Raw genomic sequence first — 21,894 nt, forward strand, 5'->3', positions numbered from 1 at the left:
AAGAAAAATTTAGCCGTTTATTTGTTTTTATTTAGACAGATAAACGGTTAAATGATTTAACAATATATAATAAACAAATAGCAATGGCATCTACATCAGATATTAGAAACGGATTGTGTATTAAATTTAATCACGATATCTATAAAATTATTGAATTTCTTCACGTAAAACCTGGAAAAGGTCCAGCTTTCGTAAGAACAAAATTGAAAAGTTTAACTTCTGGTAAAGTATTAGACAATACTTTTTCAGCAGGTCATAAAATTGACGTTATTCGTGTTGAAACACATACATTTCAATATTTATACCCAGAAGGTGATGAATTTCACTTCATGAATGCTGAAACGTTTGAGCAAATTTCTTTAAATAAAAACATTTTGGATGCTCCAGATTTGTTGAAAGAAGGTACAAACGTAATGGTTCAAATTAACACTGAAACAGATTTGCCATTATCAGTAGATATGCCAGCATCTGTTATTTTAGAGGTTACTTACGCTGAGCCAGGGGTAAAAGGAAATACGGCTACAAACGCAACTAAAAATGCTACTGTAGAAACAGGAGCAAACATCAACGTGCCTTTGTTTATCAATGAAGGAGATAAAATTAAAATTGATACAGCTACAGGTTCTTACATGGAGCGTGTAAAAGAGTAGTTTTTTAATTAAGATAAATTTGACAATGAGTCAATTAGATAATCTGTGAATCGACATAATTTTTGTATATTCACATTCTAATTGACTCATTTTCTAATTGACAAATTTTCTAATTATAATATATGAAATTTCCAAAGAGTCATTCTTTACAAGAAATTGCCCATTTGCTTAATTGCAAATTTATTGGAGACAAAGATTTTCAAGTTTTAGGCATGAACGAAATACATGTGGTAGAACCTGGTGATATTGTTTTTGTCGACCATCCAAAATATTATGACAAAGCTTTGCAATCGGCAGCGACTATTGTTTTAATAAATAAAGAAGTAGAATGCCCAGAAGGTAAAGCCCTTTTAATTTCTGATGATCCGTTTAGAGATTTCAATATTCTCACAAAACATTTTAAACCATTTCAATTTGCTAATGTTGCAATTGCGCCTTCTGCAGAAATAGGAGAGGGCACAGTAATTCAGCCAAATACTTTTGTTGGAAACAATGTTAAAATAGGTAAGAACTGTTTAATACATTCTAATGTGTCAATTTACGATCATACTGTAATTGGCGACAATGTAATTATACATGCTGGAACTATATTAGGAGCAGACGCTTTTTATTATAAAAAACGTCCAGAAGGCTTCGATCAATTAGTTTCTGGCGGAAGAGTTGTTATTGAAGATAATGTTGGCATCGGTGCTTTATGCACAATCGATAAAGGTGTTACAGGAGATACGACCATTGGTGAGGGGTCTAAATTAGATAATCAAGTACATGTTGGGCATGATACCGTAATTGGAAAAAAATGTCTGATAGCTTCTCAAACTGGTATTGCTGGTTGTGTGATTATTGAGGATGAAGTTACAATGTGGGGACAAGTAGGAACTACTAGTGGCATTACAATTGGTTCAAAAGCAGTTGTGATGGGGCAGACAGGTGTTACTAAATCGGTAGAAGGTGGAAAATCGTATTTCGGAACCCCAATTGAAGAGTCTAGAGAGAAATTGAAACAATTAGCCAATATTAAGAAGATTCCTGAAATTTTAAGTAAATTGAAGTAATATGTCTATTAAAGAATTTGTTCAGAAATTTTATAAGTCAGATGCCCTAATTGATAGCGAAATTTTAAAAACATATCTGCATCCTGATGTTACACTTGAATGGAACAGTAGTAAAGGTTTTATTCAGATGGATTATGATTCGATAATTGAAATGGCCAATGATCTTAGCCGTGCTTATGTACGTTCTAAGGTTAGAATTAGCCATATTATTAGCGAAGATGATTTAGTATCAGTGCGTTACTCTCATTTTGTAAAAACAATTGAGAATCCGAGAGAAGAGATGCTTTTAGCACATTTTGCAACCATTTGGCAAATAAAAGATGATAAACTTTATAGAGGTTATCAAATGAGTCAATTTTCTTAATATTTTTTTGACAATAAAAGAGTCAAAATACATTACAAAACCTTATTTTTGCAACACAAATTTAAAAACTACATAAAATATATATCATGAGTGTTTTAGTTAATAAAGATTCCAAAATAATTGTTCAGGGATTTACAGGGAGCGAAGGTACTTTCCACGCTTCTCAAATGATTGAGTATGGTACTAATGTTGTTGGAGGTGTTACTCCAGGAAAAGGTGGTACTAGCCATTTAGATCGTCCAGTTTTTAATACAGTAAAAGATGCTGTTGATCAAGCTGGTGCTGATACTTCTATCATTTTTGTTCCGCCAGCTTTTGCTGCTGATGCAATTATGGAAGCTGCTGATGCTGGAATTAAAGTAATTATTGCTATTACAGAAGGAATTCCTGTAGCAGATATGATTAAAGCAAATAATTATGTTAAAGAGAGAAATTCTAGATTAATTGGTCCAAACTGTCCAGGTGTAATTACTCCAGGTGAAGCTAAAGTTGGTATTATGCCAGGTTTCGTTTTCAAAAAAGGAACAGTTGGTATCGTTTCTAAATCAGGAACTTTAACTTACGAAGCTGCTGACCAAGTTGTAAAACAAGGTTTAGGTATCACAACTGCAATTGGTATTGGTGGAGATCCAATCATTGGAACTACAACTAAAGAAGCTGTTGAATTATTAATGAACGATCCAGAAACTGAAGCTATCATCATGATTGGTGAAATTGGTGGTCAACTTGAAGCTGATGCTGCAAGATGGGTAAAAGCTGATGGTAACCGTAAACCAGTTATTGGATTTATCGCTGGAGAAACTGCTCCTGCTGGTAGAACAATGGGTCACGCAGGTGCAATTGTTGGTGGTTCTGATGATACGGCTGCTGCTAAAAAACAAATCATGAGAGACAACGGAATTCACGTTGTTGATTCACCAGCTGAAATTGGTAAAAAAGTAAAAGAAGTACTTGGATAATCTTCAAGTCTCAAAATAATAAATTCCAAAAAAGTCTCAATTATCCTGTTGAGACTTTTTTACATTTTAAAGGCTGAGGCGTAAATGAAAAAAAACTTAGCATCTTAGAACCTCAGTATCTTAGAAGCTTAAAAAGAAAATATGTATAAAGAATTAGAAAAATTTAAATCAACAAACAGTTTTACTTTTACTGTAAATGATAGTTTGGAAGAAGCTTGCAACGCGCCAGAAGGAAGCGCTGGAATCTTTGTTGTGTATGCTGTTGAAGATGACGTAAAAGAACTAATTATGGTTGGTTCCACAGGAACTGTTCAAAATGATGGAACTTTAAAAAGCAAAAATGGCGGACTATATGACAAAATTGTAAACGGTCATCAGTTTGCTAAAACGGGCAGAAAATATTCTTGGCCAGCTCAAATGAAATTAGAAAACATTGATTCATTAGAAGTAGTATGGTATGAAACTTTTGCTGGAGATATAAAAGCAATTCCAACTGCTGTTGAAGGACAGGTTTTACAAAACTTCTTAGATGAAAATGGTAAACTGCCAAGATGGAATGTAGCTTTTTAAGCAAATAAAAAAACTGAATAAAAAGCCTTGCTGGAAACAGTAAGGCTTTTTTTTTCGATAATGAAATTGAAAGTTAAAATAGCTTTGATTTTATAAAAGAAAATCAGTGGCTCTAATATTCAGAAACGAAATTCTTAAATTCAATCCTGTTAATTAAAATTTAAATTATCGTAAATTTTAAGTTTGATCAAAAAAGTAGGGTAAATACTGATGAATTTGAAAAAAGAAGCAAATTTTGGCGATTTATTGGGTTTTAATCATTTGCTTTTCTATATTTATCACACAAAAACAAAAAATAATGTTAAAATTTAATTCTTTTACGTATGTAATTGAATTTGGAGAAATGTAAAATACTTGTTTAATTTTTGTTAAATTAAGGTTTGCAGAAATCCTATTCAATCTCTAAAGAAATCAATTTTTAAAATAATTTTTAATTCCTGCGATGAATCTGTTTATACTGACATTAGCTCGGGTAAATTAGATTTTTAGACCAAATTATTTTGTATGAGCCAAATTTTAAAAAACAAGGTTTTAGACGATTTTATTCTGTGGAATAACTTGAAAAATGGTAATGAGAAATCTTTCTCTTTGCTTTTTGAAAAGTACTATAGAGACTTAATTAATTATGGCAATTCACTTTGTCCGTATGAAGAAAAAGTACAAGATTGTATTCAAGATGTTTTTGCTGATATTTGGCTTTATCGCGATTCACTGCAAGATAATGTAGTTGTTAAAGCGTACCTGCTTTCTAGTGTTAGAAAGAGGATTGCTCGTTTGCATGAAAGAGATCATGTGTTTAGAAAAACAACGACTACAGATGTTTTAGAGTTTCTTTTTGACTTTTCTATAGAAAATGATTTGGTTGAAGACGAAGTTACAGCCGAACGTGTCCTTCTTTTAAATAAATTATTAAATGATTTACCTGGTCGTCAGAAAGAAGCGTTGTATTTGCGTTATCATCAAGGTTTGAGCGTAGATCAAATTGCCGATTTATTGGAGATGAATTATCAGTCTGCGAGCAATCTTCTTCATCGCGGTTTATTAAATCTTCGTAAGGAATGGAAAGGCAGTATTCCGCTTCTAGTCCTTATATCTTCAGGGTTTTTTTAAAAAAATAATAAAAAATCAAAAAAAATCTTAAATAGGTGAGTATATAATAAAAAAAGTGTCCTCTATGTTTTTGTAACCTTAATAGTAAGATGCAAAAACGTAACAATTATACTGAAATAGAAGACTTCTTAGCTGATGAATCTTTTCAATTATGGATTTTATCTAAAGTTGATGAACAAGGCTGGGAAGAGTGGACTCTCGAAAATCTGCAAAGAGCTAAGCTTGTCGAAGATGCAAGACTCGTACTATTGGCAATGCGAGTTCCAAAATCTGACTTATCTTCAAATGAAGTTCATGAAGCCTTACAGGAAACTTGGCGTAAAATTGAACAAAGAGAAGAACTTTCTCAACAAACTTCAAAAAACAAAAAACTTAAAATACAGAGATACTGGATCAGTGGTATTGCAGCTGCTATTTTAGTTGGTATTTTTTCTACATGGTTTTTTAAAAACGACTTAATAACTAATGACAATGTTGTTACATACAACGAATTAGTTCAAGATAACGATGAAGGTTTGGTAGAACAAACCAACAATTCAGAAAAATCACAGATCATTACTTTATCTGATGGAAGTTCGGTCTTATTGCAGCCCAATAGTAAATTAAGTTATCCTAAAATCTTTACCGGGAACGAAAGAAAGGTGTATTTATCCGGCGAAGGTTTCTTTGAAATTAGTAAAAATCCTAAAAAGCCTTTTTTTGTTTATGCTAACGAAATCGTAACTCGAGTTGTTGGAACAAGCTTTAGAATAAAAGCATATCCAGATCAGCAGAATGTTGAAGTTCTCGTTCGCACCGGTAAAGTTAAGGTTAAATCCAATGATTTAGTTCGTGCTACTGAAAGTGAAGAGATTGTTTTGCTTCCTAATCAGGCGTTGCGTTTTGTTCGTAAAGAATTGGTATTTAATAAAATAACTAATATTACCGAAGATCCTATTTTAGTGAATAGTGTTAGAAATATTGAACAATTAAGTTTTGAATTTACTGATATCCCTGTAGCGCAAATTCTTGAAACTATTGAGCAGGCTTATTTGGTAGATATTGATTTTCCTCTCGACAAATTGAAAGATTGCCGATTAACAACTTCTCTAAGTGATCAACCGTTGGCCGAAAAGCTTAAAATAATTTGCAAAAGTATTGGAAATGATACCAATTATGAAATGAATGGAAATCAGATTGTAATTACAACTTCTGGCTGTAACTAGAGGTTTAAAATTCAATCAGAAAATAAAAAAAGAAAATCCAAAATTGAACTAATTAAAAACTAAAAAAATATATAACTGCCTATGTAAAAAATAAATACATAAAAAAAGTGCCGAGAATGCTGTAACATTATCGACACTTAAATCTGAATAAATCACTCTCTGTAAAGGGTAATTTATGATGTTTCTTAAAATACACTCGAATAGTATTAATCAAAACAAACCAAAATTATGAAAAAACCTGTTGTCAAGCAACGATTACTTCACCAAATCATGAAAATAACGCTGTTTCAGTTTGTGTTAGCACTTGTGTTTTCAAGTGTTACTCTCGCAAATAATGTAAATGGGCAGAAAAAATTAGATACTAAAGTAACTATTACAGTTGATAACCTAACTTTAGATAATGCTTTATCAAGAATTGAAAAATCTGCACATGTAAAATTTTCCTATAATTCACGACTTCCTCAATTAGGAGAGAAAGTAAGTATAGAAGCAAATCAGGAAACTCTGTCTAGTATTTTGAGTAGAGTACTGGTTCCTTTTAATATCACTTTTTCTGAAGTTAGCAATCAGATTGTACTTCAAAAAAGCACTACTTCTTTTTCTAATGTGAATAATCATGATTCTTTGTTCGAAATTTTGACTTTCGGACCAATCATCAAAGGAAAAGTTACAGACCAAAGTGGATCACCTCTTCCAGGAGCTACTGTAATGGCAAAAGGAACAAAAACTGCTGTATTAACAGATTTTGATGGAAATTTCTCTATTGAAATGCCTGCTAACGTAGACCGTTTGGTTATTTCTTATGTTGGTATGGAAACAAAAGAAATCGGAATTAATAATCCTACTCCAACCGTAGTTTTAACAGAAGCAGGACAGAATCTTAAAGAAGTTGTAGTTACAACAGGTTACGAGAAAACTTCTAAGAGAACATTTACAGGAGCAATCAGTAAAATTTCTGGAGCAGAATTAAAAGTTGATGGTGTTGTAGATGTAAGTAGAATGATTGAAGGAAAAGCCGCAGGGGTTACCGTACAAAACGTTACAGGTACATTTGGTACAGCTCCTAAGATTACAGTTCGTGGATCTTCTTCAATCTTTGGGGATACAAAACCTTTATGGGTTATCGATGGAGTTGTTCAGGAAGATATTATCAATATTACATTTGCTGATTTAGCATCTGGAAATTCAGAAACTTTATTGAGTTCTTCTGTTGCAGGTTTAAATGCAAATGACATTCAAAGTGTTGAAATTCTGAAAGACGCTTCTGCTACTTCTATTTATGGTTCAAGATCATTAAATGGTGTTGTTGTTGTTACAACAAAACAAGGTCGTAGAGATTCTCCGTTAAAAATTACTTATGGTTTAGAGCAAACAGTTAGAACTGTACCAAGTTATACGCAATATGATATTTTGAATTCTCAAGAGTCAATGAGTATTTTTAAAGAAATGGAGTCTAAAGGATTTTTAGATTTGCCATCTACAGTTCAAGGAAGATATGGTGGTGTTTATAATATTCTTGGAAGAGCTATTAATACTTATGTGCCTGAAACAGGTGGCTATTTGGTAAATAACGACCCTGTTAGCCGTAATAATTTCTTGAGAAAATATGAATTGGCAAATACAGATTGGTTTAAGGTTTTGTTTAGGCCAGCTATTACGCAAAATCACTCTTTGAGTTTTTCTGGTGGTGGAAAAAACAATACATTTTACGCTTCTTTGGGATATTATACAGATCCAGGATGGACTATTGCTGATAATGTTAAACAATTATCTTCAAACATAAAAGGAACTTTTTATATCAATGACAGATTAAATCTTACTTTGTCTACTTTGGCTTCTATTAGACAGCAAGGCGCTCCTGGTACTTACGAAAGTCAAAAAGACCAAGTCTTTGGTAAAGTTACAAGAGATTTTGATATCAATCCTTTTAGTTATGTTTTAAATACTAGTAGAACTTTAAGGCCATATGACGAAAATGGAAACCTAGAGTACTATAGAAATAACTGGGCACCAATGAATATTATCAATGAATTAAAAACTAACTATTTAGATATTGATGTAAAAGATATTCGTTTTCAATTGGATTTAGATTATAAAATTAATCCACACTTGACTTATAATTTAACAGGATCTGCTCGTTATGCAAATACAAGCAGAGAACATAAAATTTTAGAGGGATCAAATGTTGTGGGAGCTTACAATGCTATGGAAACAACAATTGTTCGTGATGCAAATATCTTTTTATACAAAGATCCAAATGATTTAACAGCTCCAGGTGTTTCAGTATTGCCAAATGGTGGGTTTTTAAGAAAGTTCACTAACGATATGACTTCTTATAACATTAGAAATAGTGTAACATATAGAAACACTTTCGCAGATAAACATGAGTTAGAAGGTTTCTTTGGTACGGAGCTACGTTCTGTAGATAGAAATAGTGATAATTTTACGGCGGCTGGACTTCAGTATGACAGAGGTTTAACGGCATTTACAGATCCTAGATTAATTGAGAAAATTATTAATGAAGGAAATTCATATTACGGTTTCAACGAAGAAAGAGAGCGTACTGTAGGTTTCTTTGGGAAAGTTGGATATACATACGACCGTCGTTATACTGCTTCAGTTACAGGACGATATGATGGATCAAATAGGCAAGGGGATAGCGGTTCGTCTCGATGGCTTCCAACTTATACTTTTAGTGGGAAATGGAATCTTAGTGAAGAGAAATTCATGAAAGATGCGAAAGCAATCAATAATTTAGCTTTAAGAGGATCTTATGGTCTAACGGCAACGGCAGGACCTGCAACAAACTCATTAGCAATTTACAAAAGCTTTATTGCTAATCGTTTGAATCTTGATGATAGAGAAACTGGAATTGAAATTGATCAATTGCAGAATGGTGATTTAACGTGGGAGAAACAATTTGAAACTAACATTGGACTTGATTTAGGAATGTTTAATAACAGAGTTCAACTTGTAACAGATGTTTATCGTCGTAAAGCATTTGATTTAGTTGATTATGTTGTCACTTCAGGTATTGGAGGTCAAAGAATCAAACAAGGAAATAATGCAAACATGGAAACTAAAGGTCTTGAAGTTGGTATAACAACTCAAAACATCGTAAGTCGTGATTTTAAATGGTCTACAACCCTTAATTTTTCAGTTTTCAACCAGGAAATTACAAAATTGGAGAACAAGCCAACGGCATTTGATTTAATTGACGGTAATGGTGGAAATGCAATTGGACATCCGAGAAACTCTATTTATTCTTATCAATTTACTGGTTTAAACAATCAAGGCCTTCCAACATTTGTTATGGCACCTGGTGAAACAAATAATATTACGGGAGCTGATTTTCAAGATAACGATAATGTTACTAATTACTTAAAATATGAAGGGTCTATTGAACCAAATAAATCAATTGGTCTAGCAAACACATTTACTTATAAAAATTGGTCATTGTATGTATTTATTGTTGGGTCAGGAGGAAATAAAGTTCGTCTAAATCCAGTTTATGACAGTCAATATGATGATTTAACAGTATTTACAAAGGACTTTACTAATCGTTGGATCAATCCAGGTGATGAAAACTTTACAAATGTTCCAGTAATTGCTGATAAGAGATTAATTACAGATTATGGTGGACAAAATAGGTTGCAAAGAGCTTACAATACTTACAATTATTCTGATGTTAGAATTGCAGATGGTGACTTTGTAAGGTTGAAAAACATCTCATTAAGCTGGGAGTTTCCAAAAGACTTCAAGCAGAAAATTGGAGTAAGTACTTTTACATTAAAAGGTTCTGCAGTTAATCCTTGGTTGATTTATTCAGATAAAAAATTAAACGGTCAAGATCCTGAATTCCGTAATACAGGAGGAGTTGCATTTCCAATAACTTCTCAGTATACATTTACTTTAAACGTTTCATTATAATTAATTTAATATGAAAAATATAAAAATAGCACTTACCTTATTATTTGTAGTTTCTTTAAGCAGCTGTGATGACTTTCTTTCTGAAACTCCAGATAATAGAACGCAAATAGATACAGCAGACAAAATATCGGAATTATTAGTTAATGCATATCCATCAGGAGGAACTTATATGGAATTTGCAGAAACAATGACAGACAATGTTGGAGACGGACAATTAGCTGAAACTTTGCCTAAAAATGAGCAAAACTATAATTGGGAAATGAACAATGAAACAAATATAGATACACAAGCCAATTACTGGGATGCATGTTATAGAGCCATTGCACATGCAAATAAGGCATTGCAAGCGATTAATGAGTTAGGAAACCCTTCTAGTTTAAATCCACAAAAAGGGGAAGCTTTACTAGCTAGAGCTTATTCACATTTTATGCTGGTTTCATTTTGGTCTCAAAGATATAATCCATCAACAGCTGATAAAGATTTAGGGATCCCCTATGTTACTGAACCAGAAGAAGTATTGATTAAAAAATATACTCGTAATACTGTTAAAGAAGTCTTTGATTTTATACAAAAAGACCTTGAAGAAGGTTTGAAACTTGTTGGAAATAACTATTCTGAGCCTAAGTTCCACTTTACTAAAGAAGCTGCAAATGCATTTGCAAGCCGTTTCTATTTAATTAAAGGAGATTGGGACAAAGTTCTTGAAGTTTCAGAAGGATTAGGTTCAAAACCAGTAGGAAAATTGAGAAATTATTTAACATTTACTGCTTTAGATCCTAATATACAGTTTATTGAATACGCAAAAGCAGATGAGCCTGCAAATTTATTAGTTGTATCGGCTTATTCAATTTATGCTAGAGCATCCAGCCGAAATAGATTTTATTTAGCTGGAGATAGAAGTCAAGGTATTTTAGGGACTGGAACTAATATATTTGGAAAAGCTTGGCTTTATAAAACTTATTCATATAATAGCAGTATGACTGTTTTCTCTGCAAAGTTTAAGGAATATTTTAAATATACAAATCTTACAGCAAGTATTGGAGAACCATATACAGGAACAGTTCTTTTGTCTTATGACGAATTCTATTTAAACAGAATTGAAGCTCTTGTTATGAAAAATCGAATCAATGAAGCTAATGCTGAATTAGAGTATTTCTTTGGTACTAGAACTACTGGATATAATGCAACAACAGATAAACTTACAGAAGCAAAAGTGGTTGACAAATATCCAGTTGTTGCAGATGAATATACTCCATTTTATTCTATGACACCTGTTCAGACTTCTTATGTTAAGGCTATTGCAGAAACTAGAAGAAGAGATTTTATTCATGAAGGAATTAGATGGTTTGATATTAAACGTTTTAATATTGTTGTAGTACATGAAACATTTAGCAAGCCAACAAATACCTTGGAAAAAGATGATAACCGTAGAGCATTGCAAATTCCTTTGAGTGCATCAAGTAACGGAGTAGAAAAAAATCCTAGATAAATAAAATTTTAAGTAGTATGAAAATAATAAATAAATATAAAAAAATAGCCGTGTTTGTTGGAGTCTTGGCTTTGGCATCTTGCGCACAAGAAGAGCAGCCTAAGGAAAGTCAATTAGATTATAATCAGCCTCTTAAAACGGAATTGGATAAATGGATTGATAGTAATTATTTAGTTCCTTATAATATTAATGCACAATACAAATGGAATCAAAATACAGTTGATAATACAAGATTTTTGTTTCCTCCAACTTTGGACAAAGTAAAACCAGCATTGGAAATTGTGCAGCAAATTTGGCTTAAAAGTTATGCTACAATTGGTGGTGCTGATTTTGTGAAAAAAATTGCTCCTAGAGAAATAGTTTTGGTTGGAGGTGTAAACTCAAATTCAAATGGAACAAGGACACTGGGTATTGCTGAAGGTGGACAAAGAATAACGCTTTTTGAAGTCGATAACTTGAACAGAAAAAATCGCGCGATTGTTGCAGAGTTCATTCATACTATCCAACATGAATATATTCATATCTTAAATCAGACGAAACCTTTTGATGAGCAAGGTTGGGGAAAAATAACTCCTTCCGGTTATACTGCAACGTGGCATCTTGAAACCACAGCTGCTTCTAGAGAACTGGGTTTTATTACTAACTATGCAAGGTCAAATGTCGTCGAAGATTTTGCTGAAACAGCATCAATTATCCTAATCAGTACGAAAGCGGAATATGCCGCAATATTAGCAAGCATTTCAAGTGCAAAAGCTAGAGCTGATATCCAGAAAAAAGAGGCTATAGTTGTTAAATATTTCAAAGAAACATTTAATATGGACTTTTATGCTTTAAGAGATGAAGCGGAAAAGAACACAACGAATGTGGTCAATAATTAATTAGTAATTATAAAAACTTTAAAAGAGATAGTATGAAAATAAAATATATATTCAGATATTTAGTTGTTGCATCTTTAATGTTGCACTTTACAGCTTGTACTGATACAGAAGTTGAACAAAAGTTTGATAAAACTCCAACTGAGCGTTTAAATGCTCAAAAAAGTGAGTTGCAAGAGGTTTTGCTTACTTCTCCTGATGGATGGAAGGCTGTTTATTTTACAGATAATAAGCAACTAGGAGGATTCACGCATTTGTTCAAGTTTACGGCGGATGGAAAAGTAGAAATGGCATCAGATTTCAATACGACATCAACTCCAAAATTTACAAGCGATTATGATATTCAATTAGGAAGTACAGTAAGTTTGGTTTTTACAACCAAAAATAGAATTCATTTGCTGTCAGACTCAAGTCCAGCTGCCGCTCCAACTGCAGCTTTGCGAGGAAAAGGGTATTTAGGTGATTTCCAATTTTTATACTACGGACAAGACAATGGTCAGCTTATTTTTAAAGCTAATAGGACTGCTGGCGATAGTAACTCTTCAGAAATACGTTTTGTAAAAGCAACGTCTCAAGATTGGGATGACTTATCTAAGAATTTCCTAATGATTCCAAATGTAATTGGAAGTAATGTTTTCGGTGCAAACAGAGGACTTGAGATTATCGATGGGACAACTAAGAAAACTTATGATTTCAACCCATACACTACAATAACTCGTTTTGGAAGTTATACCGATATAACTAGTAATAATGGTATAGGTATTGGTTATTCGCCAAATGGTATCGTGATTAGCCCAGCTATTAAAGTTGGAGATCAAATGCTAAGTAATTTTATTTTTAATAGTGCCGATGGCAGTTTTACAGCAACAGGAACCAATGGTGCGAGTGCCTCAATAAAGTACTCAAACACTCCATTTGTAATCTCTGATGATTATAAAAATTTCGCTCCAGGTCAGCCGCAAAGAGTGGTTGGTTATATTGCGCCAAACTTGACTGCAGCACAAAGTAATTCGGTTTTATGTAGAAATTTAATAGATAAAATAAATGCAGGATTACCAGCAACGCAATCACTTGCCAGAGTTCAAGTTGTATTTAACAATGCAGTTAACGGTACCTATATTCAATACCTGTTTAATGGAGGAAAGGCTACAATAACTCACTTTGTAACTACAGAAGTGAATGAAGCAAATAAAACCATCATTTTAACAGATGATGGATGGACTCATAATGCTGCTACTATTGCAATTTTAAAAGACTTAGATGCACAGCTTACAAATCCAGAGGGATTATATATCAAAAAAGAAGCTTTTACAATTGTGGCTTCTAATAAAATATATACACTTGCAAACGCGTCAAATAATGGTTTTAGAATAACAACTTATCAATTGTAAGGGCTGTAATTTTTAGTTTTAAAATTTGAAGGAAAAGCAACTCATTTTTCTGAGTTGCTTTTTCTAAACATAATTTCTGAATTAAACAATCTAACTTTTCATTATATAGATATTATGATTAAAAAAATATTGACACCAGCAACTATTGCAATCTTCTTCTGGGGAATAGGACTTTTAATTATTAACGAATACTATTATCTATATTTAAAACCTTATCTGTATTTGTCAATAATAATTGCAATTGGTTGTATAGTCTTTGATAAGCTTAAGGAGGATAAAGAAAAATAGACTAAAAAAAACACATTTTTAAGAATGTCAAATGTTACTTGGTATTAACATTCTTAATTAACGAAACAAAATCACATTTAAACTTTTTTAGTTTTGTTTTTTTATTTTGGGGGGAAACAGCTCATTTTATGAGCTGTTTTTTTTGTTTTAGCAACATCTAAAATTCTTAAGCCAATTTTTGGATTACAAATTTTATTAAATGCTCAAATAATCTATATTTGTAATTCAAAAAATAAAACGAATACCTTAATATGAAATTACTAGAAGGAAAAGTTGCAATTATTACTGGTGCAAGCCGTGGAATTGGAAAAGGAATTGCTGAAGTTTTTGCTAAACATGGAGCAAACGTTGCTTTTACATACAGCTCATCTGCTGCATCTGCAGAAGCTTTAGAAGCAGAATTAAATAGTTTAGGAGTAAAAGCGAAAGGATACCAATCTAACGCAGCAGATTTTAACGAAGCTCAAACTTTTGTTGATGCTGTTTTAGCAGATTTTGGAACTGTAGATATCTTAATCAATAATGCCGGAATTACAAAAGACAACCTATTAATGCGTATGTCTGAGGCAGATTTTGACCAAGTAATTGATGTAAACTTGAAATCGGTTTTCAATATGACAAAAGCAATTCAGAAAACTTTCTTGAAACAAAGAGCAGGATCTATCATCAACATTAGTTCTGTTGTTGGGGTTTCTGGAAACGCAGGTCAAACAAACTATGCAGCTTCTAAAGCTGGTGCAATCGGATTTACTAAATCTGTGGCATTAGAATTAGGTTCTCGTAACATTCGTTGCAATGCAATCGCTCCAGGTTTTATCGAAACTGAAATGACTGCAAAATTAAGCGAAGATGTAGTAAAAGGATGGAGAGAAGGTATTCCGTTGAAACGTGGAGGAACTCCAGAAGACGTTGCAAATGCTTGTTTATTCCTTGCTTCAGACATGAGCGGATACATTACAGGACAAGTTCTTAATGTTTGCGGAGGAATGCTTACTTAATGGTTTTCAGTGTTCAGGTTTTAGTATTCAGTTTTTCTGACTCTGAACACTAAACAATCTGATCACTAAAAAACTGATTACTGAATACTAAATAAATATGACGACAAACACGATTCTTTTATTATTGCTTTCTTTAGTAATCGCTGGTGGTTTATCGTACTTTCAATATTTTTTCAAAGCCAAAAGTAAATCCAATGTGATTATACTTTTGGCTTTTTTACGTTTTTTAGCCATTTTCGGATTATTGGTTTTATTAATCAATCCGATAATTTCTAAAAATTCTTTGGAGATTACCAAAACCCCTTTAGCAATTGTGGTAGACAATTCTAGTTCTATTGCAGCTTTAAAATCTGATAAAAAAGCAGTTGAGTTATATCAAAAACTAGTTTCAAATCCAGCCTTAAAAGAAAAGTTTGAAATTCAGTCTTATCAGTTTGATAACGATTTTAAAACTTCAGATAAATTTGATTTTAAGGGAAATCAAACCAATTTAGACGAAGCCGCGAAGAATCTAAAAAGCATCAATAAAAATCTGATTTTCCCAACCGTAATTATTACAGACGGAAATCAAACTACAGGAAACGACTATGTCTATAGATTCGATCCTGTCAATAAAGTTTATCCTTTGGTTGTGGGAGATACAACCACTTTTTTCGATTTAAAAATCAATCAGCTTAACGTAAACAAATACGCGTTTCATAAAAATAAATTTCCTGTCGAAGTTTTTCTGCAATATGCTGGTGATAAAACCGCCAATGCAGAATTTACCATTTCGCAAGGAAATACTGTTGTTGCAAAAGAAAAACTTTCGTTTTCGCCCTCAAAAAAAACAGCTTCTTTGAATTTGCTTCTTCCTGCAGATAAAGTAGGATTACAGATTTATAAAGCAAGTATCCAGTCTTCGGCTAAAGAAAAAAACAGTTACAACAATATCAAAAATTTTGCAGTTGAAATTATTGATCAGAAGTCTACAATTGCTATTGTTTCTGCAATAAATCATCCAGATATTGCTTCTTTAAAACGTTCGATTGAAGTTAATGCACAGCGTAAAGTGATATTAGCTAAACCGAATCAAATTAATGACTTACAAGATGTTTCTGTTTTAGTTTTATATCAGCCAACAACAGCTTTCAAGCCGATATTTGACAACAATAAATTAAAAGGAACAAATACCTTTATTATAACAGGAAACAATACCGATTTTAATTTTTTAAATCAGCAGCAAAATAATCTGATTTTTAAAATGAGCAATCAGCGAGAAGATTTTCTTAATGAATTCCATTCAGATTTTAATTTGTTTGCCATCGACGATATAGGTTTTGAAAATTTCCCACCTTTGCAAAATCCGTTCGGAAATATCAGCACAAACGGAAATGTTTCTATTTTACTTTCGTCAAAAATTAGAAACGTTTCTACAAATGCTCCATTATTGGCTTTCACAGAAAATCAAGGAAAAAGAACCGCTTTCCTTCTTGGAGAAAATAGCTGGAAGTGGCGTTTGCAAAGTCATGTCGACAATCAATCATTTGAAAAGTATGATGTTTTTATTGATAAGATTGTTCAATATTTAGCATCATCGACTTCAAAAAAATCTTTGGTAGTAACTCATGAAAGTTTCTATAATTCGGGAGAAGAAATTATCATCAATGCACAGTATTTCAACAAAAATTATGAGTTTGACGAAAAAGCAAGACTTACAATTAGCGTTGTAAATGCAGCGACCAAACAAACCAAAAATTACGATTTACTAAAAGGAAGCAACTCTTTCTCAGCTAATTTAGAAGGACTTCCTGCTGGAAAATATAACTTTACAGTAAAAGAATTAAATTCGAATACTTCATACGCAAGCCATTTTGAAATTTTAGATTTTGATATTGAAAAGCAATTTGTAAATCCAGATGTGGTAAAATTACAGCAATTAGCTCAGCAGACAGGAGGAAAAGCGTTCTTTGAAGATCAGGCAGATCAGTTGATTAATACGCTTTTAGAAAACAAAGAATACAAATCAATCGAGAAAAATATTTCAAGTAAAACTCCAATTATTGATTGGGTTTGGTTATTGATTTTGATTGTTGCTTTATTGACTACAGAATGGTTTGTTAGGAAGTATAATGGTTTATTATAGTTTCTTCAGAATTCACTAATTTTTATTAATGAGGAAATTATTTTTTACTATTTTATTTTTAATCACAATTACTTTTAATGGACAAAGTATAGAGAAGAAAAATAATAATTCTGAAAAGCAGAAAGTAGTTGCTACATTTAGAGAAATTTATTGGAATAATTTGCCAAAACCTAAAGGTTGGGTAAATGATTATGAAGGAATTTTTTCTGATAATGAAGAAAGAAAATTAGATAGTATAATTACTAATTTTGAAAAAGAAACTTCCATTGAAATTGCAGTTGTAACCATTGATACGATTAAAGTAGCAAAAGAAAATTTTGACGATTTATCATTGCATATAGCAAAAACTTGGGCATTTGGTAAGAAAGGTAAGGATAATGGAATTTTGATTAGTTTTTCAAAAGGATATAAAAAATTTCGGGTAGAACTTGGAGACGGAACGATTAAAATGCTCTCAGAACACGAAACAAAAGAAATCATAGAAAATGATTTTATTCCAAAGTTTTTAAAGGGAAATTATTATCAAGGAATGTTGGATGGAATTATGAAAATAATTGAAAATCTAAGAGCAAAAATTAAAAAGGAATAAAATATGGATTTTAGGCTAAAAGTTTTCTACACCGTTGCGCTCCGCCTTAATTTTACTAAAGCGGCAACAGAATTGTATATTACGCAGCCAGCAGTTTCTAAACATATTCAGGAATTAGAAGAAACGTATAAAACCAAACTTTTCGAACGAAACGGTTCTAAAATCGCTTTAACTCCGGCAGGAAAAATTCTCCTAAGATATACTAAAAGTATTTTCGATATTTATCGCGAAATAGACTTTGAAATGAGTTCGTTTAATGCAGAGCGTCAAGGTTTGCTTAGGTTAGGAGCAAGTACAACCATTTCGCAATATATTATTTCTCCAGTTTTGGCTAGTTTTCATCAGAAACAGAAAGACATAAAAGTCAATTTGCTGAATGGAAATACAGAACAAATTGAAAATGCTTTAATCGATAAAGAAATCGAAATCGGAATTGTAGAAGGACAGTCTAAAAATCAATCTATAAAATACATTCCGTTTTTAAAAGACGAATTGGTTTTGGTTTGCAATAGCAATAATCCTTTTGTTAAACAAAATGAAATTTCGGTAAACGATTTAAAATCAATGAAATTCATAACCCGAGAACGCGGGTCTGGAACACTTGAAGTTATAGAATTTGCCTTAAAAAAAGCAGGTTTGAAATTTTCAGATTTACAAATCGAAATGCAGTTGGGAAGTACAGAAAGTATAAAATCTTATTTATTAAATTCAGATTGTTTTGCATTTATGTCTATTCATGCTGTAAGTAAAGAGTTGAAAAATAAAGAATTGATTGTTTTAGATGTAGAAAATTTATCTGTAGAACGATATTTTTACATTGCCACTTTACAAGGAAAATCAGATTCTTTATCAGAACTATTCATTCAAAATTTAGCATTGCATTATAACTTGAAGTTATAGCCAATTGTAATTTACGATTGGTGTTTTCAATATAAACGGCGGAACTTTGCAACATAATATCAATACCCATTTATTTTGAAAACAAAAGAACAAACATCAGCACAATTATTTGAAATTAATCAATCAGTACAGCAAGTACTTTTTCTGGCTGTAATTCTTTTATGTCTATTTTCGATCATTTCACCTCCAATAGCACTTTTATTGGGCGTTTTAATTGTGAATCTTTTCGGAAATCCGTTTGTCGAATTCAATCATAAAGCAATAACCTTTTTATTGCAATTTTCGGTTGTTGGTTTGGGATTCGGAATGAACGCCAACAGCGCGGTTTCAGCAGGAAAAGAAGGATTTGTTTTGACTGTCTTTTCAATATTTAGCACTTTGCTTTTTGGATTATTGTTAGGAAAATGGCTTAAAACAGAAAGAAAAACGTCTCATTTAATTTCTTGCGGAACAGCAATCTGTGGAGGAAGTGCCATCGCGGCCATTTCTCCCGTGATCAAATCAAACGAAAATCAGACTTCAATAGCTTTGGGAGTTATTTTTATATTGAATTCGATTGCCTTATTTGTTTTCCCGTTTATTGGACATCAATTAGATTTATCCCAAAAAGATTTTGGTTTATGGTGTGCTATTGCAATTCACGATACGAGTTCTGTAGTTGGTGCAGCCAATAAATATGGTGCTGAAGCATTACAAGTTGCCACAACAGTAAAACTGGCGAGAGCATTATGGATTATTCCAATTTCAATCTTAACTGCTTTTCTTTTTAAAAGTAAGAACTCAAAAATCAAAATTCCTTACTTTATTGGTTTATTTGTTTTAGCAATGCTAGTGAATACATATCTTCCTTCAACTGTCATTTTTACTGGACATCTTGTTGGCATTGCAAAAATCGGTTTAACCATAACTTTGTTTTTGATCGGAGCAACTCTAAATTTTGCCACTTTAAAAACAGTGGGAGTAAAGCCTTTATTGCAAGGTGTTTTTCTTTGGATTTTTATCGCCGTTTTGGCTTTAGTATCAATTCTTTATTTGGGTTAGTTTTTTTTTAACCGCAGAGAGCGCAAGATTCACACATAAAAGACTAAATATAAACGCAAAGTTCGCAAAGCTATATAGATAAAGCTTTGCGAACTTTGCGTTTGTATTCTCAATCCTAAAAAAATCTTTGCGTTCTTTGCGGTAGAACTATACTCAAAGTTTTTTAACTATTACTTTACATTGGAGAATTTTACAATTGGTTTGTCAATCATTTTGTAAAACTTTCCTTTGAAAGCAAAACGTCGTTCAATTTCAAAATTGAATGACTTTTTTGTTTTGGCCATTGCCGCAATTTCTTCAGGAACATTAGTTTCAAATTCATCTTGAGCTTTTAATGCTTTATTGAAAAATCCCTTTGTTTTTATGATAATATCTCTAAAATGCTTTTTTGTATTATCATTTACAACGGTGTAATTTCCAGACCATTCTATGCTTTGAACGTTGGTAAGTTGATAATCGTTCACTTCCATTATAGGCTGATATTTTCCATCAAAACCAGCAACTAAATACAGCCATCCCTCAAAAGGACCGCCTGCGCCGCCGTTAACATGTAATAATGTAAATGCAAACTGATCTTCTCCAATTTCGACCAATTTTGGAGAAGGGCATTGTGCAAAAGAACCGAAAGCAGCAACTGCAGGCTGGAAAGATCTCATGTCCCAAGAATTACCGTTTTTCGCAAATTTTGCCAAACCAAACAATCCTCCAGAAAAACGTCCAGTCTGTAATCCGTCTTCATCATGAACAGAATGATTAAAAGCTAGTATTTTGAATTGATTTCCTTTTGAATCTGAATAGTCAATATTTGCTAAAAGTCTCGTTGCAACGCCTTCTGTATATGGAAATAACTGATCTCCTTCAATGCCGTTTACATCGGTATAAGGTGAAGGTGTACAAGTTTTACAGATCCAACTAATGAATCCGCTTCCGTCGCGTTTGCCATATTCTGTGCCAGGAAAAAGCTCCCACATTACCTTTTTTGCTTTAAAAGGTTCGGCTATTTTTAAAGTTCTTTTTTGATTTAAGATTGTGTCGATTACATTGCCTGGTTTTAATTCGATTTCCTGTGCAAAACAAATGCTAGATAAGAAACTAGCGGCAATAAGAAAAGTATGGCGCATATTTTAGATTTAATACCTAACAAACATACAAAGAAAAATATTGTTAATATGAACTTCTCTCGTTTTTAGGCTAATAAATCGTAATAACTCAAAATAGTAGAATCTTAATGATAGTATTTTTTGCGTATTCTTTAATTAAAGCTAAATTTGCTCCCTCTAATAAAAAAACAAATGAAGAAAATCCAAATGAGACCAAAACTAATCGCTTTCGGGGCTTTAGTTATTGGGTTTATTATGCTGTCATGGGGAAATGTTGGCCATGAGCGTATTAACAAAGCAGCTGTAATGGCTTTACCAAAACAATTACAGATCTTTTTTTACAATCACATTGATTTTATTACACAAGAAGCTTCGGTTCCAGATATCCGCAAGTATGCTTTAAATTATAAAGAAGAAGGTCCAAGGCACTATTTTGATATGGAAAACTTTGGAGCCGCTGATACTTATCCGCAAACATTAGAAGAAGCAAAACAAAAATATGATGCTAAATTTTTAAGCGATAATGGAATTTTGCCTTGGTACATTGAAGACATGATGGCAAAATTGACTAAAGCTTTTAAAGAAAAAAATAGAGCTGAAATCTTATTTCTTGCTGCAGATTTAGGTCATTATATTGGTGATGCACACATGCCTTTGCATACTTCAAAAAATCATGATGGACAATTAACAGATCAAAAAGGTATTCACTCTTTATGGGAAAGCAGATTGCCAGAGTTATTTGTTAAAAATTATAAATTAAATGTTCCTGAAGCACAGTATTATGCAGATGTTCACAAAGCAATTTGGGATATGATTAATGATACTCATACGCTAGCACAACCTTTATTAGATATTGACAAAAAGCTAAGAGTAGCAACTCCAGAGAATAAAGTTTTTGAAATGGACGCAGAGGGTAAAATTGCAAAAACGAAATACAATACCTCTAAATTCTCTGATGAATACGCTACAAAATTACACGCGGAACTAAATGGAATGGTTGAAAGCCAAATGAGAAAAGCGATTAGTGCAACGGCAAGTTTTTGGTATACTGCTTGGGTAAATGCCGGAAAACCTGATTTAAGCGATTTAGATGCGCCAGCTGTTACACAAAGAAATTACCAGTTCTTGCAAGAAGATTTAAAATTATATCAGAAAGGAAATTTATTCGGGATGAAAAATCAAAACGACTAAATTCAATATAACTGAAACAATAAAATAAAAAAGCCTCAAATTCTTTATGATTTGAGGCTTTTTTTCT

General features: G+C 32.3%; 18 protein-coding genes. 17 read left to right on the plus strand and 1 reads right to left on the minus strand.

All coding sequences use genetic code 11. The features are described from left to right. Nucleotides 1–83: 83 nt before the first annotated feature. The 16 genes from efp to JI750_RS13350 all read left to right on the plus strand — a co-directional run bounded on the left by efp (nucleotide 84) and on the right by JI750_RS13350 (nucleotide 19,536). Nucleotides 84–650, plus strand: coding sequence for an elongation factor P (efp, locus tag JI750_RS13275; protein WP_111369208.1), 567 nt, complete (start codon nucleotides 84–86; stop codon nucleotides 648–650). Between the two features lie 122 nt (nucleotides 651–772). Beyond that, on the plus strand, nucleotides 773–1,702 hold the full coding sequence (locus tag JI750_RS13280; protein ID WP_202002612.1) for a UDP-3-O-(3-hydroxymyristoyl)glucosamine N-acyltransferase: 930 nt from the start codon (nucleotides 773–775) through the stop codon (nucleotides 1,700–1,702). A 1-nt stretch (nucleotide 1,703) separates the two neighbouring features. Further along, complete coding sequence (locus tag JI750_RS13285) at nucleotides 1,704–2,066, plus strand: nuclear transport factor 2 family protein (RefSeq protein WP_111378075.1); 363 nt, start codon at nucleotides 1,704–1,706, stop codon at nucleotides 2,064–2,066. An 86-nt stretch (nucleotides 2,067–2,152) separates the two neighbouring features. Continuing rightward, nucleotides 2,153–3,025: a succinate--CoA ligase subunit alpha gene (sucD, locus tag JI750_RS13290; RefSeq protein WP_057118027.1), complete on the plus strand. Its 873-nt coding sequence runs from the start codon at nucleotides 2,153–2,155 to the stop codon at nucleotides 3,023–3,025. Nucleotides 3,026–3,166: 141 nt separating this feature from the next. Beyond that, complete coding sequence (locus JI750_RS13295; RefSeq protein WP_202002615.1) at nucleotides 3,167–3,595, plus strand: hypothetical protein; 429 nt, start codon at nucleotides 3,167–3,169, stop codon at nucleotides 3,593–3,595. 504 nt (nucleotides 3,596–4,099) lie between these two features. After that, on the plus strand, nucleotides 4,100–4,705 hold the full coding sequence (locus JI750_RS13300; RefSeq protein WP_202002618.1) for an RNA polymerase sigma factor: 606 nt from the start codon (nucleotides 4,100–4,102) through the stop codon (nucleotides 4,703–4,705). Between the two features lie 89 nt (nucleotides 4,706–4,794). Then, on the plus strand, nucleotides 4,795–5,910 hold the full coding sequence (locus JI750_RS13305) for a FecR family protein (protein ID WP_202002620.1): 1,116 nt from the start codon (nucleotides 4,795–4,797) through the stop codon (nucleotides 5,908–5,910). A gap of 228 nt (nucleotides 5,911–6,138) precedes the next feature. Continuing rightward, nucleotides 6,139–9,840 (plus strand): SusC/RagA family TonB-linked outer membrane protein, encoded by a 3,702-nt coding sequence (locus tag JI750_RS13310; protein ID WP_202002622.1) that lies wholly within the window; start codon nucleotides 6,139–6,141, stop codon nucleotides 9,838–9,840. A gap of 10 nt (nucleotides 9,841–9,850) precedes the next feature. Continuing rightward, nucleotides 9,851–11,329 (plus strand): RagB/SusD family nutrient uptake outer membrane protein, encoded by a 1,479-nt coding sequence (locus JI750_RS13315; RefSeq protein ID WP_202002624.1) that lies wholly within the window; start codon nucleotides 9,851–9,853, stop codon nucleotides 11,327–11,329. A 17-nt stretch (nucleotides 11,330–11,346) separates the two neighbouring features. Beyond that, nucleotides 11,347–12,207: a zinc-binding metallopeptidase gene (locus tag JI750_RS13320; RefSeq protein WP_202002626.1), complete on the plus strand. Its 861-nt coding sequence runs from the start codon at nucleotides 11,347–11,349 to the stop codon at nucleotides 12,205–12,207. 32 nt (nucleotides 12,208–12,239) lie between these two features. Further along, nucleotides 12,240–13,595, plus strand: a complete 1,356-nt coding sequence (locus JI750_RS13325; RefSeq protein ID WP_202002628.1) for a DUF4302 domain-containing protein — start codon at nucleotides 12,240–12,242, stop codon at nucleotides 13,593–13,595. Nucleotides 13,596–14,134: 539 nt separating this feature from the next. Beyond that, entirely contained in the window at nucleotides 14,135–14,881 is a 747-nt protein-coding gene (gene fabG, locus JI750_RS13330; protein WP_111369193.1) for a 3-oxoacyl-[acyl-carrier-protein] reductase, read from the plus strand. 97 nt (nucleotides 14,882–14,978) lie between these two features. Next, entirely contained in the window at nucleotides 14,979–17,006 is a 2,028-nt protein-coding gene (locus JI750_RS13335; RefSeq protein ID WP_202002631.1) for a hypothetical protein, read from the plus strand. A gap of 28 nt (nucleotides 17,007–17,034) precedes the next feature. Continuing rightward, nucleotides 17,035–17,595: a TPM domain-containing protein gene (locus tag JI750_RS13340; RefSeq protein ID WP_202002634.1), complete on the plus strand. Its 561-nt coding sequence runs from the start codon at nucleotides 17,035–17,037 to the stop codon at nucleotides 17,593–17,595. Between the two features lie 3 nt (nucleotides 17,596–17,598). Next, the gene (locus JI750_RS13345; RefSeq protein ID WP_202002637.1) at nucleotides 17,599–18,495 is read left to right on the plus strand and encodes a LysR family transcriptional regulator; all 897 of its coding nucleotides are present in this window, start codon (nucleotides 17,599–17,601) and stop codon (nucleotides 18,493–18,495) included. Between the two features lie 75 nt (nucleotides 18,496–18,570). After that, nucleotides 18,571–19,536 carry a YeiH family protein gene (locus tag JI750_RS13350; RefSeq protein ID WP_202002640.1) on the plus strand — a complete coding sequence of 322 codons (966 nt, stop codon included), beginning with the start codon at nucleotides 18,571–18,573 and terminating at the stop codon, nucleotides 19,534–19,536. A 170-nt stretch (nucleotides 19,537–19,706) separates the two neighbouring features. Here the strand turns inward: JI750_RS13350 and JI750_RS13355 are convergent, their stop codons facing one another. Next, nucleotides 19,707–20,657: a hypothetical protein gene (locus tag JI750_RS13355; RefSeq protein ID WP_202002642.1), complete on the minus strand. Its 951-nt coding sequence runs from the start codon at nucleotides 20,655–20,657 to the stop codon at nucleotides 19,707–19,709. 171 nt (nucleotides 20,658–20,828) lie between these two features. On the opposite strand from JI750_RS13355, the gene JI750_RS13360 reads away from it, so the two are divergent. Then, nucleotides 20,829–21,827: a zinc dependent phospholipase C family protein gene (locus JI750_RS13360; RefSeq protein WP_202002645.1), complete on the plus strand. Its 999-nt coding sequence runs from the start codon at nucleotides 20,829–20,831 to the stop codon at nucleotides 21,825–21,827. Nucleotides 21,828–21,894 lie beyond the last annotated feature (67 nt).

This window comes from Flavobacterium tagetis (assembly GCF_016735615.1).
In the GTDB taxonomy this organism is placed as follows: Bacteria; Bacteroidota; Bacteroidia; order Flavobacteriales; family Flavobacteriaceae; genus Flavobacterium; species Flavobacterium tagetis.

Excerpts from the sequence above, each read along its gene's own strand:
- efp (WP_111369208.1), top strand. The coding sequence starts at position 84 with ATGGCATCTACATCAGATATTAGAAACGGATTGTGTATTAAATTTAAT.
- JI750_RS13280 (WP_202002612.1), top strand. The coding sequence starts at position 773 with ATGAAATTTCCAAAGAGTCATTCTTTACAAGAAATTGCCCATTTGCTT.
- JI750_RS13285 (WP_111378075.1), top strand. The coding sequence starts at position 1,704 with ATGTCTATTAAAGAATTTGTTCAGAAATTTTATAAGTCAGATGCCCTA.
- sucD (WP_057118027.1), top strand. The coding sequence starts at position 2,153 with ATGAGTGTTTTAGTTAATAAAGATTCCAAAATAATTGTTCAGGGATTT.
- JI750_RS13295 (WP_202002615.1), top strand. The coding sequence starts at position 3,167 with ATGTATAAAGAATTAGAAAAATTTAAATCAACAAACAGTTTTACTTTT.
- JI750_RS13300 (WP_202002618.1), top strand. The coding sequence starts at position 4,100 with ATGAGCCAAATTTTAAAAAACAAGGTTTTAGACGATTTTATTCTGTGG.
- JI750_RS13305 (WP_202002620.1), top strand. The coding sequence starts at position 4,795 with ATGCAAAAACGTAACAATTATACTGAAATAGAAGACTTCTTAGCTGAT.
- JI750_RS13310 (WP_202002622.1), top strand. The coding sequence starts at position 6,139 with ATGAAAAAACCTGTTGTCAAGCAACGATTACTTCACCAAATCATGAAA.
- JI750_RS13315 (WP_202002624.1), top strand. The coding sequence starts at position 9,851 with ATGAAAAATATAAAAATAGCACTTACCTTATTATTTGTAGTTTCTTTA.
- JI750_RS13320 (WP_202002626.1), top strand. The coding sequence starts at position 11,347 with ATGAAAATAATAAATAAATATAAAAAAATAGCCGTGTTTGTTGGAGTC.
- JI750_RS13325 (WP_202002628.1), top strand. The coding sequence starts at position 12,240 with ATGAAAATAAAATATATATTCAGATATTTAGTTGTTGCATCTTTAATG.
- fabG (WP_111369193.1), top strand. The coding sequence starts at position 14,135 with ATGAAATTACTAGAAGGAAAAGTTGCAATTATTACTGGTGCAAGCCGT.
- JI750_RS13335 (WP_202002631.1), top strand. The coding sequence starts at position 14,979 with ATGACGACAAACACGATTCTTTTATTATTGCTTTCTTTAGTAATCGCT.
- JI750_RS13340 (WP_202002634.1), top strand. The coding sequence starts at position 17,035 with ATGAGGAAATTATTTTTTACTATTTTATTTTTAATCACAATTACTTTT.
- JI750_RS13345 (WP_202002637.1), top strand. The coding sequence starts at position 17,599 with ATGGATTTTAGGCTAAAAGTTTTCTACACCGTTGCGCTCCGCCTTAAT.
- JI750_RS13355 (WP_202002642.1), bottom strand. The coding sequence starts at position 20,657 with ATGCGCCATACTTTTCTTATTGCCGCTAGTTTCTTATCTAGCATTTGT.
- JI750_RS13360 (WP_202002645.1), top strand. The coding sequence starts at position 20,829 with ATGAAGAAAATCCAAATGAGACCAAAACTAATCGCTTTCGGGGCTTTA.